We start from the raw sequence: 13,356 nt of genomic DNA, 5'->3' as shown, positions 1-13,356 counted from the left end.
CACTCTGTATGCATAACCAGTATTCGACCAATGCGTACCATGGCCAATCCCCTCGAAAACCCGCTCTATTACCTGCATAACTTCCGCCAGGTCCTGCATTGGCTGGGGCAACGCTATGCCGATCTGCTCGACCCTGACGAACAGCATTTCATTCAGCAATTCGACAGGTTGCCGCAAGCGTCCCAGGCGCTGTTGGTGCGCATGGTGATGCGCAAGGGCGTGCATTTTCGCGCGGGCAAGCTGCACTACGTGGAGATCGGTTGCCCCCATGCCGCTGCCGCGCCTTTGCGGGAATTGGGATGGGTGGACGACAACCATCTTCTGGCATTTGAAGCATTATTCGCCTTGCTGCAAAAAGGCGAGATCCTCAGCACCTTCGCCCCCTGGATCGGCCAGCCCAAGGGCAAGAAGGTCGATTGGCTGGAAGGGTTGGCGGCGCAGTTCACCGACACGCGCCGTTTCGCCGACTGGTGCCCGGACCTCGCCGACACGCTGTACAGCCTCACCGTGATGGAGTTATGCGACCGCCTGCGGCTGATGTTTTTCGGCAACCTGCACCAGGACTGGTCCGAGTTCGTGCTCGCCGACCTGGGCATCTACACCTATGAAAAAGTCGAGTTCTGCGCCGAATCGCGGGGGTTGCGCAGTCGCGCCGACGTGCACGGTTTTCTGTTCCTGCACCAATGCCAGCAGGCGTTTGAACGCGGTGAGGCGCTGGCGCAGGTGCTGGCTGAAGTGGCCACGCTGAACACCGACAACCCCTGGCTGGAAAAGCGCCGGGCCAAGCTGTTGTTCCAGCTCGGCCAGTATTGCGAGCGCAGTGCCGAGTTGGACCTGGCGCAGCAGATCTACCGCACCTGCGCCTACCCCGGCGCCCGCGCGCGGCTGATTCGCGTGCTGGAGCGCCAGGAGGATTACGCCCAGGCCATGGCCCTGGCAAGCGTCGCGCAACAGGCACCGGAAAGTGCCGCCGAACAGCAACACCTGTTGCGCGTGATGCCCCGCCTGCGCCGCAAGCTGGGCGAACCCCGGCTGCCGACGCTCAAATCCCGCGAAGTCACGCGCCTGGACCTGGAACTTGCGCTACCGGAACCGTTGATGTCGGTGGAGTCCTGTGTCCAGGCCCACCTGAGCGCACCTGATGCACCGGTGCACTACGTCGAGAACGGCCTGATCAATTCGCTGTTCGGCCTGCTGTGCTGGGATGCGATCTTCGCGCCGCTGCCGGGGGCGTTTTTCCACCCGTTCCAGCGTGGGCCGGCGGACCTGCACAGCGAAGACTTCCACGCGCGCCGCGTCCCCCTGTTTGACGCGTGTTTTGCGCAGCTGCAGGACGGGCGCTACACGACCACCATCCGCCAACGCTACCTCGATAAATGGGGGATCCAGTCGCCCTTTGTGTTCTGGAACCTGCTCAGTGAAGACCTGCTGGAACAAGCCTTGGCCTGCCTGCCGGCTGAACACCTGCGCTACTGGTTCGAACGATTGCTGCTGGACATCCGCGCCAACCGTGCCGGCATGCCGGACCTGATCCAGTTCTGGCCGGCGCAGAAGACCTACCGCATGATCGAGGTCAAGGGCCCTGGCGACCGCCTGCAGGACAACCAGTTGCGTTGGCTGGAGTTCTGCGGCGAATACCAGATGCCCGTCACCGTCTGCTACGTACGCTGGGCGGAGCAACCCGCTTGAGCTACAGCGTAGCCGTGCGGGCGCTGTGCGAGTTCACCGCCAAGGTGGGCGACCTGGACCTGCGCTTTACCCCGTCGCCCAGCGCCCAGGAAGGCATAGCGGGCCATCGCACCGTCGCGTCGCGGCGCAGCGCGCACTACCAGAACGAAGTGGCCCTTGAAGGTGACTACCAGCAGCTCAAGGTGCGGGGCAGGGCAGACGGCTATGACCCGGACGCCAACCGCCTGGAAGAAGTGAAGACCTATCGCGGCGACCTGGCTGCCCAGCCCGCCAACCACCGGCAACTGCATTGGGCCCAGGCCAAGGTGTACGGCTGGTTGATGTGCCAGAAGCTGGGCCTTACGGAAATCAACCTGGCGCTGGTGTACTTCGATATCGCCGGCGAAGGCGAGACCCTGCTCGATCAACGTTTCCAGGCGGACGAGCTGCAAGCGTTCTTCAATCAGCAATGTGCACTGTTTCTCGGCTGGGCCCGCCAGGAAATGCAGCACCGCGAAGCGCGCGACGCTGCGGCGCAGACCTTGCGTTTTCCCCATGCCGATTTTCGCCCCGGCCAACGCACTCTGGCCGAGTCGGTGTACAAGGCTGTCAGCACCGGCCGTTGCCTGATGGCCCAGGCGCCCACGGGCATCGGCAAGACCATCGGCACGATCTTCCCGCTGCTCAAGGCCCTGGCGCCCCAGCAACTGGACAAGGTGTTTTTCCTTACCGCCAAGACCCCCGGTCGCAAACTCGCCCTCGATGCCGCCACGGTGCTGCATGCCAGCAGCGACCTGCCCCTGCGCGTTCTCGAACTGGTGGCGCGGGACAAGGCCTGCGAACACCTGGACAAAGCCTGCCACGGCGACTCCTGCTCGTTGGCCAAAGGCTTCTACGACCGCCTGCCCGCCGCACGCATCGCCGCGTCCAAGGTGCGCCTGCTCGACCAGCGCAACCTGCGCGATGTCGCCCTCGCTCACGGGGTATGCCCTTATTACCTGAGCCAGGAAATGGCGCGCTGGGCCGACCTGGTGGTCGCCGACTACAACTACTATTTCGACTTCGGCGCCATGCTCTTTGGCCTGGCCCAACTCAACCAATGGCGCGCTGCGGTGCTGGTGGACGAAGCCCACAATCTGGTCGAACGCGCCCGTTCGATGTACAGCGCGAGCCTCGACCAGTACAGCCTGAAGATCCTGCGCGACACCGCGCCCGAGCCGCTGAAGAAACCCCTGCAGCGCCTCAACCGTGAATGGAACGCCTTGCACAAGGACCAGCTCGCGCCGTACCAGGCCTACACCGTGCGCCCGGACAAACTGCTTCAGGCCCTGAGCCTGTGCACCAGCGCCCTGGGCGATTACTTCAACGACCACCCCGAAGCCCTCAGCGGTGACCTGCAAGCCTTCTACTTCGAAGCCCTGCAATTTACCAAGGTCGCCGAGCTGTTCAACGAGCACTTTATCTTCGACATCAGCAAGCGCCAGCTCGGCGGCAAACGCAGCAGCTCGACCCTGTGCCTGCGCAACGTGGTGCCTGCCGAATTCATCCGGCCGCGCTTGACGGCGGCCCGCAGCAGCGTGTTGTTTTCCGCCACCTTGAGCCCTCGCCACTATTACGCCGACCTGCTGGGATTGCCAGCGGACACCGCCTGGGTCGACGTGGAATCGCCGTTCAAGGCCGAACAACTGCACGTGCGCATCGTCGACGACATCTCCACCCGCTTCGTGCATCGCCAAGCCTCCCTGGCGCCGATTGTCGAGCTGATCGCCCGCCAGTTCGCCCGGCAACCGGGCAACTACCTGGCGTTTTTTTCAAGCTTTGATTACCTCCAACAGGTGGCGCAACTGCTCGCCGAAACACACCCGCAGATCCCGCTGTGGCAACAGTCGCGGGGCATGGCCGAGGCCGAACGCCAAGGCTTTCTCGATCAATTCACCGAGCACAGCCAAGGCGTCGGCTTTGCCGTGCTGGGCGGCGCGTTCGGTGAAGGCATCGACTTGCCGGGCACACGCCTGATCGGCGCATTTATCGCCACCCTGGGATTGCCGCAACTCAACCCGGTCAACGAGCAGATAAAACTGCGCATGGCGGCGATTTTTGGCGCAGGGTACGACTACACCTACCTGTACCCCGGCATCCAAAAGGTTGTGCAGGCGGCGGGGAGGGTGATCCGCAGCCAGCACGACCGGGGTGTGGTGATGTTGATGGATGATCGGTTCGGGGAGGCGCGGGTCCGCCAGTTGTTGCCGGGATGGTGGACGGTTTATTGAGCTATTCCTGCCATCAATAATGCTGGTTCTTGCACGACGGATCCCCCAGGCTAGGCAAAAACCTCCAGGAAAGGCCCCGCCCATGAGCCAACTGCCCGCGCAAAAGATCCCTGTAAACGGTATTGAGCTATGGGTGCATGTCGCGGGGCCGGAACAGGGCCGCCCCATCTGGCTGCTCCATGGGTTTCCCGAGTGCTGGCACTCCTGGCGTGAACAGATACCCGCGCTGGCCGCCGCAGGCTACCGGGTATTTGCCCCTGAAATGCGCGGCTACGGCCAATCCAGCGCACCCGCCGAGATAGCCGACTACGACGTGATGACCTTGTGCGGCGATATCCAGCAGGCCATGGACCATTTCGGGCACGAACAGGTCGTGATGGTCGGCCATGACTGGGGCGCCGTGGTGGCCTGGCACCTGGCGTTGCTCGAGCCGGAGCGCGTCACTCGGTTGATCACGATGTCCGTGCCTTTCGCCGGGCGTGCTCGGCGGCCGGTGATCGAGATCATGCGCGAGCTGTATGCCGACCGCTTCAATTACATCCTGTATTTCCAGGAACCGGGTGTAGCCGAGCAGGAATTGGATGCCGATATCGAACGCACCTTGCGCCTGTTCATGCAGGACCAGGATGTGTTTCTACAGCAGAAACCGGCCACCGCCACGTTGCTTGAGGGCACTTCAACGCCCGATGCATTGCCGCCCTGGTGTACTCAGGAAGACCTCGACGTGTACGTGCAAACCTTCGCTGAACACGGCTTTCGCGGCCCGTTGAACTGGTACCGTAATTTCGAGCGCAACTGGCAGCGCACCGAATTCCTCGCCGGCCGCCAGGTGTTGCAGCCGACCCTGTTCCTGATTGGCGACCGCGATCCGGTCGGGGTGTTTGAGGCCCACACGCTCAAGCGCATGCCTGAGTGGGTGCCTGACCTTGAACTGCATAGCCTGGCCAACTGCGGTCACTGGATCCAGAACGAGCAGGCGCAACGGGTCAATGCGCTGGTGCTCGAGTTTTTAGGGCGGGTCCGGTCACTTGACTGATGGTCAGCTGTCGCATATCGCTTTCGCCATTCTCAGCCCTGGTGCCGACGACATTAGTCTTGTCTCCACACCAGTAGAGCAAACAACATTAGATAAAGTCTGTTAGACCCGTCTGAAGCGAATATCGTCAATTTCATAGTCGTTACCATAGCTGGTAATTACATGGCTATTAATATAAAGCGTCAGTGTTTCGCTGTTGGCCGTCAGTGTTCCTGATAAGGTCAGCCAATTAACCAGGTCTAAAAGCTTTGCTGGAGTTGTAAGTGATCCTTGAGAGGTACTTAGAGAGAGTGACGGGGGTTCAAATCGCCCGTCGAATCTCCTGGCTTTTATACTGAATTCGTACAGGTCATTCCGCCTTAAGTTGTTAAAAGTCTGACTGAAAATAACACCGCTTTTATCGCCGGGGGGATGGGTGTAGTTATGAAAAACCGTATTTTCTGCGTATGTTCTGAACTCGATATCCTGCTTGTTACTGAGTGCTATTCCCGGCAACCATCCGTTTAAATTACTGTTGTGGAAGTCGGTGATATGGTCGAGTCCCGTACGAATACGCAACGCGAGAATCGGTGAAAATCGTCTGGGAACATTAGCCCGGGCCAAACTGTATTTCAGCCTTATGGGTCTATCCAGGTTTCCAGTGATGAAGTTACGTTCGATAGGGATTTCCAGTGTTTCCCCTGCCTGGTCATTATTTAACGTCATCTGAACGGAGGTGCTGATGACATCTCCATCCAAATCCAACTTGATCACATCGTCGCCCAGACTGTCGGTAAGCGGTAGCGTAACCATCAAATGGGTGCCAAAATTATCCGGGTCCAGATAGTTACCCGAAGCGCTGTCAACCCTTACCGCTGGCAGTGTCCTTGTAGGCTCGCCTACTTGCAGTTGAAGACGTTGGGATTGCCGATGGGGTGACTGGTCGATGCGTTCGTAATACACCTCGACAGGCAATGTATTAAAGCGCCTGACTTGTGCATTCGGAACGGTAAATGAAAGTTCCCGGTCGTCCGGAATAGGTCCCAGCACAAACTCTTCAGTAAAATTAACCGAGTGCGCGGCCCATACTATTCGGATGCGGGTGGTGGCGGTCCAGCCAAGTTGGGCACGGTATTTAACCGTGGCATTTGAGTTTGGATTCAATTCTCCGTCTGGCGCTTCTACGATGCTCGGCGCGGGCCAGGCGATGAACTCGCCCTTAACCGTTACCCGTACTTTTCTTGACGGCAACCATACATCATCTCTGGCCTTATAGAGGTTGTAGTACATAATTGCAGTGCCGCCGGCGATTGCACTGACGATTTCGTTGGGCACGTCGAAGTCTTCGATGAAGTTGACAAGGTTGACGTCTCTCTCCTCGCCGTGGAAAAAAGGCAAGTTATAAGTGTCTCGGCCCTCCCATTCAAATGCAATTTTGTCGTTGCGCTCGAAAAAGTCGTTATCGATGAATATCTGGACGACTTGTGCGGCCTCACCCAGCTCATCAAGTTCAACGGTTTCTCCGGCTTGCATAAGGAATGGTGGCCGTGGCCGCAAGAGCCCGAGGTTGACGTCTACTCGTTGTGTCTCCGACCAGTTTGATTTGGAGTCGGGATCAGCGGGGTAGTTACCGCCCACATCCTTGATTTGCATGGCCACCGGCATGTTTACGTAATGAGGGTTCTCTTTGATCTGCTCGGGGGAAATGAACATTTCAAATGGCCGTTGCACCTCACTGGCCGTCACCACGTGTTCGATGAGAGTGGAACCCCAGGCGATACGGCAGGTGTCCCACTCGGCCATATTTTCCCAGGGGTGGATCTCGAGCACTACACCGCGATTTGCCCTGGCCATATCCACGTGGCTGCCGGCTTCCAGGTCGGCAGGCAGAAAAAACACCAGGCCCTGGTTACCGTCGGCGTCCGGGTTCGGATCAGGGTACCCCGGGCGACTGCGTTTCACCCTGAGCTTCAACGGTTTGGTTTTAGAGCGGTTGCCGCTGGGGCGTTTGATCAGGCAATAGACTTCGGCCCACTCCGGCAGGATTTGTTCTTTATTCACCATGAGGCTGAAAAACCGGTTCCCCAGGTTGTCCGGTTGGATGATGAGGTAATCCACCGGGGCTTCAGGGTTGTTCCAAATCAGGTAGATCTCCGTGTCCAGCACTACCCCCGGGAACGCCAGGAGCAGCACCTCCAGATTATGTTCCACATGTCGTGCGCCCAGTGCGCCGTCAGACTGGGTATCCCCTTCGGGAGGGGGCTCGATACCGCTGATCAGGACAGGGCCCAGGTCATAGTCATTGCGGGGACGGCGGGCCGAGGTGTTGGTTTTACGGGACATGGTCAGACCTCCGGAGCGAGACTCGAAGTTAATAGGTATCGATGCACGCAAGCGTCAGATGATTAGCCGTATTTCGAAGAATTATTCGCTCATTTCATTCACCGGCGATGGGTTGCAGCTGGCAGCGGCGTACTTTTGTTACCACGCTCCGCATCGACGCTGCCGTTATTGGTCATTACCCACACAAGCAGCTTCGAATAACGGACGGGTTGGCCTCGTCGTATAAGGCTGTAATACACCCGTACGATTTCCCCCTCCTCAAGGTCATTCACTGGGATCGGAATGTGCAGTTCCCGGCCAGCCGTTTCTGAATCCAGTGTGTTCGGTACCGTGGTTCTCGATTGGTCACCAATCCACTGTAATGTCACGGCGTCTCCGGGTTCGGTTTCGGTAAAAGGCAGTATCACCAGCACTTGCTGCTCGGTACGGGTACTTTCAACCCGTGCCTGGGGCAGCGCGCTGGCAGGCTTGCCTATCTGTAATTGCAAGCGCAGCGACTCACGGCTTGATGGCCGGTCCGCGCGTTCGTAATACAGCTCGGTGAGCAGGGTATTGAAACGTTCGATATGCTCGCCGTCGACCTTGAACACCAGGACGCGATCCGCGGGGATCGCCCCCAGCGTGTATTCCTGGGTGTAGATCACCGAGCCACCCACCCACACCAGACGAATCCGGGTCGACGCCGCCCATCCGTCGGGAGCGACTATGACCACCGTCGCCTCAGGAACACTCGGATCGAGATAGCCAGCCGCGGATTCCTGGACACGGGGCGCCTGCCAGGGACTGGCGGCCCCGCGTACGCTCACACGCGTCTTCATCGAAACACGCACATCGTCGGTGTTCAGCGAATGAAGGCTGCAAGACAGCATTGAGACGCCGCCGCCCAGGGCCTTGACTCTTTCATTCGGGACATAGAACTCCATAAAGCTATTGGTGCGCTCGACGGTCTTTTCCTCGCTGTAGGGCACAGGAAAGTTCTCTGCGTCTCGACCCTCCCAATCCAGGCGTACTCGATCGCCTTTTTTGAACACTGTTGGATCAAGGAACAGTTTGATCTTCTGCGCCGCGTCCCCGAGCCGTTTCAAGTCGACAACGTCTCCTGGCTGCTCAAGAAAAGGTGCTTCAAGTGGCCGAGTACCGAGGTCCACATTTGCCCAGGTTGGTGGTGACCAATTTGCGTCCGATTCGGGGTCGAAGACCGGATTGTTGCCCACGGCATCAACGACCTGCATGGCGATGGGCAGGAAAGGGTTGCTGCCGGCGGCACGGATGACGCTCTCATTAACCGTTACCTGGAACCGTCTGCCGACCTCCCTGGGGGTTACCACATGACTGATAAGCTTCGAACCCCAGGCAATTGTGCAGGTATCGAATTCGGCCATGTATTCGTAGGGCTGGACTTCAAGAACGACCCCAAGCCTGGCCCGTTCGGGGTCTATCACTGCGCCCGCCTCGAGATCTTCGGGGAGGAAGAACACCAGTCCTTGATGGCCCGGTTTGTCAGCGTCCGGGTCTTCTTTGCCGGGACGGTTGAGCTTGATCCGAAGCCTGAGCCGGTTGGTGTCGACGAGGCCGTTTCCGGGCTCCTCAATGGTGCAGTAGGCAGTAGCCCACTCCGGCAGAATGTTTTCCTTGGACACGGTCAAGGTATGCATCGGGTTATTCGCATTGCTCTCGTCGATAATCAGGTAGTCCTCTGGCGTCGGGCCGTTCCAGTACAAGAATATCTCTGTGTGCAGCGCCAACTTGTGCTTGGGGAAAAGTAACGGCTTGAGATCATGTTCGACATGCCGCAGTCCAATGCACCTGTCAGGTTCGGTGTCCTCCTTGATAGGCATGCCCAGGTTCGAGATGTACAGCTCGGATTGTCTATCGTCGACTGTACTTCCAAGCTTTCTTTCAGGAGCACGAGACATCGTGAAACCTCCACATGAAAGGGGTTGAAAATCGATCAGGCAGCCGCGTGATGATCATCCTTACGGTATGTCTTCGAATCCGAAAATGCCTCGGCGAGCAATACGCAGCGTCACCACACCGGAATAGCGCTGTGGAACACCGTGACGGTTGACCTCCCAATAGACTTTTACGATGCGATTGAGGTTGTCCGATACATACTTCGCCGGGACTTTGATTCGAGCTTCACCGGGTGTGGAAATATGCATCAGCATGACAATGCGGTTCACCGGGCCAAACCAGTGCAGTCGAACATGCTGGCCGACAGGCGGGTCAGGGATGGTGACCCAGACGCCCTCCGGTACCAGGTCCGGATCAAGGTAATGGCCGGCAACCTTGTCGACTACCGGAGCGGCCATGGGCTCCAACGGTTTCCCCACCAGCAGGCTTTTGCGCGCAGACTCACCCAGCAGCCGCCCATCAGTACCATTGACCTCGTAGTGCATTTCGGAAGGGCGCCCCTCGAATCGCTTGATTTGGGCCACGGGCAGTACGAACTCAATGATGTCGTGCTCCGGGCGCTCACCTGCACTGCGGGTGAAGCGGTATTCCACGCTGCCGTCTCGGTCAGGCAAGAGCCAGACCAGTGTGATCAGGTCCCACGGTTTCCAGCTGGCCTGGTAAGGCACGTAGGCTTGCCCATCTTTCGGTACAGGACGTATTTCAGCGAAGGGCATGGTGTCGATCACATAGGGCGCTGGCCACAGAACCGTTGCACCTTTGACACTCACGTAGGCAGCTTGCGAATACATCGTCGTTGAACCGACATATTTGCGCAGGGTGTAATACAGCTTGGCATGCCCCTGGGCCAGACCGCCCATGAACGCAGGAGGGATCGGAAAGTCATAGATCGCGTTGATCCGCTCCACTGGGCGTTCCTCGCGATGTGTGACAGTGTTTCCTTGAGCATCGGTAGCCCTGAAGACAAATTCCAGGGTATCTCTCGTCTCGAAGTAATCCGCTGAAGCAAACACCGAAGCCGTGACGGATTTGCCTGCCAGCTTCTCCAGGTCAATGACCCCGGTTTGCGGGTCAACCTCGGCGCTGTAAGGCTCTCTCAAAATATCGCGTTGTGCATATACCCATACCTTGCTGACGGCAGACCAGCGTTCAGCCGGGTCAGTGAAGTTACCGGTATGCCCGCACACCTGAAGCCTCACGTTCAGTTCTCTGCCGTCGCGGGCGGCCATGACTGTCCTGTAAGGCACTATCAGGTTGACCGCATGGTTCAGATCTGACTCGGTGAGTAAATAGGTGACCTGTTGATCTCCCCAGCACAGCAGGACCTGGTCTCCCGCAGCCGCGTGGGCGTAAGGCATCAGCGTGATTTCAATATTCTCGAAAGCCCTGGCCTCACTGACGCCGTTAACCAGCACATCGTCAGGCAGATACATGACCAGTCCCTGGTGTCCTGGCCTGGAAGGGTCGGGGTCGTGGCCGCCCGGACGTGCAAGGTCAACCCGCAAGCGCAGGGGCAGGGTAGACGCGCCCGAGGCGTTGATCCGGCACACCAACGGGTCTATCCATTGAGGCCGGATACTGGCTGTCGGCAGGAGAATTGGCAGCCATTCACGCTGGGTATCCCCGGGCATGACAAAGGTGTGAGCGACGGGAAGGATAGGGTCGTTGCTGAACAGTTCGAGTAATTGACCGGGTGATGTGCGCGAACTGGTTTTCACGTAGACAACCTGCGGGGTTTCGATATTCCTGAGGCCCAGGTTGCCGTCGACCCCCACATCACCGGCCGCGGCCGGGTGGAGCCTTGGGATGTAAAGATCGCCTAGTTCGGCGGTGGGCGCAGGGGGAGGGGGGACGACGTTGGACATGGAGTGGCTCCTTTCTATAAATCAACGGGTAAGACATCGAAAGGCAAAGTTCGGGCTAGAGGCGTCTGAAGCGAATATCGTCAATTTCGTAGTCGTTACCACTGGTAGTCACTACATGACTATTGATGTAAAGCACGACATAAGAACTGTTAGCGAGGAAACTTCCCGAAAGTGTTCGCCAGTTTACTAAGTCGGTGAGCTGGGTGGGGGCTGTGACAGCGCCTTGAGTGGTACTCAGGGAGAGGGAAGGGACTACATATAGGCCGCGGAATCTTCTGGCTTTTATACTGAATTCGTATCGATGACCTGGTAGCAAGTTGGCAAATCCTTGGCTGAGGATTACCCCACTTTTATCCCCGGGGGTGTTTGTAAAGTTATGGAAAACGGTGTTGGTGGCGTATTTTCTAAACTCAATATCACGCCCTCCATTGACCGCAGGGCCTGGCACCCATCCGTTTAAGTTGCTGTTGTCGAAGGTGGTGAGGTGGTCGAAGCCTGCGATTACGCGCAACGCGAGAATCGGGGAAAATCGCCTGGGAACATTGGCCCGGGCCAAACTGTATTTCAGCCTTATGGATCTATCGAGGTTTCCAGTGATGAAGTTACGTTCGATAGGGATTTCCAGTGTTTCCCCTGCCTGGTCATTATTTAACGTCATCTGAACGGAGGTGCTGATGACATCTCCATCCAAATCCAACTTAATCACATCGTCGCCCAGACTGTCGGTAAGCGGGAGCGTAACCATCAAATGGGTGCCAAAATTATCCGGGTCCAGATAGTTACCCGAAGCGCTGTCAACCCTTACCGCTGGCAGTGTCCTTGTAGGCTCGCCCACTTGCAGTTGAAGACGTTGGGATTGCCGATGGGGTGACTGGTCGATGCGTTCGTAATACACCTCGACAGGCAATGTATTAAAGCGCCTGACTTGTGCATTCGGAACGGTAAATGAAAGTTCCCGGTCGTCCGGAATAGGTCCCAGGACAAACTCTTCAGTAAAATTAACCGAGTGCGCGGCCCATACTATTCGGATGCGGGTGGTGGCGGTCCAGCCAAGTTGGGCACGGTATTTAACCGTGGCATTTGAGTTTGGATTCAATTCTCCGTCTGGCGCTTCTACGATGCTCGGCGCGGGCCAGGCGATGAACTCGCCCTTAACCGTTACCCGTACTTTTCTTGACGGCAACCATACATCATCTCTGGCCTTATAGAGGTTGTAGTACATAATTGCAGTGCCGCCGGCGATTGCACTGACGATTTCGTTGGGCACGTCGAAGTCTTCGATGAAGTTGACAAGGTTGACGTCTCTCTCCTCGCCGTGGAAAAAAGGCAAGTTATAAGTGTCTCGGCCCTCCCATTCAAATGCAATTTTGTCGTTGCGCTCGAAAAAGTCGTTATCGATGAATATCTGGACGACTTGTGCGGCCTCACCCAGCTCATCAAGTTCAACGGTTTCTCCGGCTTGCATAAGGAATGGTGGCCGTGGCCGCAAGAGCCCGAGGTTGACGTCTACTCGTTGTGTCTCCGACCAGTTTGATTTGGAGTCGGGATCAGCGGGGTAGTTACCGCCCACATCCTTGATTTGCATGGCCACCGGCATGTTTACGTAATGAGGGTTCTCTTTGATCTGCTCGGGGGAAATGAACATTTCAAATGGCCGTTGCACCTCACTGGCCGTCACCACGTGTTCGATGAGAGTGGAACCCCAGGCGATACGGCAGGTGTCCCACTCGGCCATATTTTCCCAGGGGTGGATCTCGAGCACTACACCGCGATTTGCCCTGGCCATATCCACGTGGCTGCCGGCTTCCAGGTCGGCAGGCAGAAAAAACACCAGGCCCTGGTTACCGTCGGCGTCCGGGTTCGGATCAGGGTACCCCGGGCGACTGCGTTTCACCCTGAGCTTCAACGGTTTGGTTTTAGACCGGTTGCCGCTGGGGCGTTTGATCAGGCAATAGACTTCGGCCCACTCCGGCAGGATTTGTTCTTTATTCACCCTCAGGCTGAAAAACCCGTTATTCACGTTGTCCGGTTGGATGATGAGGTAATCCACCGGGGCTTCAGGGTTGTTCCAAATCAGGTAGATCTCCGTGTCCAGCACTACCCCCGGGAACGCCAGGAGCAGCACCTCCAGATTATGTTCCACATGTCGTGCGCCCAGTGCGCCGTCAGACTGGGTATCCCCTTCGGGAGGGGGCTCGATACCGCTGATCAGCACTGGGCCCAGGTCATAGTCATTGCGGGGACGGCGGGCCGGGGTTCTGGTTTTACGGGACATGGTCAG

General features: G+C 57.8%; 7 protein-coding genes. 3 read left to right on the top strand and 4 right to left on the bottom strand.

Going from position 1 to position 13,356, the window contains the following annotated elements:
* Positions 1-39 precede the first annotated feature (39 nt).
* From C8K58_RS04745 to C8K58_RS04735, 3 genes are all read left to right on the top strand, one after another.
* Positions 40-1,689 carry a VRR-NUC domain-containing protein gene (locus C8K58_RS04745; protein ID WP_108573176.1) on the top strand — a complete coding sequence of 550 codons (1,650 nt, stop codon included), beginning with the start codon at positions 40-42 and terminating at the stop codon, positions 1,687-1,689.
* Positions 1,686-3,938, top strand: coding sequence for an ATP-dependent DNA helicase (locus C8K58_RS04740; RefSeq protein WP_108573174.1), 2,253 nt, complete (start codon positions 1,686-1,688; stop codon positions 3,936-3,938). Before C8K58_RS04745 ends, C8K58_RS04740 begins: the two co-directional genes overlap by 4 nt.
* 82 nt (positions 3,939-4,020) lie before the next feature.
* Positions 4,021-4,974, top strand: a complete 954-nt coding sequence (locus tag C8K58_RS04735) for an alpha/beta fold hydrolase (RefSeq protein WP_108573172.1) — start codon at positions 4,021-4,023, stop codon at positions 4,972-4,974.
* Positions 4,975-5,076: 102 nt separating this feature from the next.
* Here C8K58_RS04735 and C8K58_RS04730 read toward each other — a convergent pair whose 3' ends face one another.
* From C8K58_RS04730 to C8K58_RS04715, 4 genes are all read right to left on the bottom strand, one after another.
* Positions 5,077-7,296 (bottom strand): hypothetical protein, encoded by a 2,220-nt coding sequence (locus C8K58_RS04730; protein ID WP_108573169.1) that lies wholly within the window; start codon positions 7,294-7,296, stop codon positions 5,077-5,079.
* A 98-nt stretch (positions 7,297-7,394) separates the two neighbouring features.
* On the bottom strand, positions 7,395-9,212 hold the full coding sequence (locus C8K58_RS04725; protein WP_108573167.1) for a hypothetical protein: 1,818 nt from the start codon (positions 9,210-9,212) through the stop codon (positions 7,395-7,397).
* A gap of 60 nt (positions 9,213-9,272) precedes the next feature.
* Positions 9,273-11,075: a hypothetical protein gene (locus C8K58_RS04720; RefSeq protein WP_108573165.1), complete on the bottom strand. Its 1,803-nt coding sequence runs from the start codon at positions 11,073-11,075 to the stop codon at positions 9,273-9,275.
* Between the two features lie 55 nt (positions 11,076-11,130).
* Positions 11,131-13,350 carry a hypothetical protein gene (locus tag C8K58_RS04715; protein ID WP_133822106.1) on the bottom strand — a complete coding sequence of 740 codons (2,220 nt, stop codon included), beginning with the start codon at positions 13,348-13,350 and terminating at the stop codon, positions 11,131-11,133.
* Positions 13,351-13,356 lie beyond the last annotated feature (6 nt).

The sequence above is a fragment of the Pseudomonas sp. GV047 genome (genome assembly GCF_003058245.1).
Classification (GTDB): Bacteria; Pseudomonadota; Gammaproteobacteria; order Pseudomonadales; family Pseudomonadaceae; genus Aquipseudomonas; species Aquipseudomonas marginalis.
Note: the sequence above shows the minus strand (reverse complement) of the source record. Positions and strands in the feature narration are given on the sequence as shown.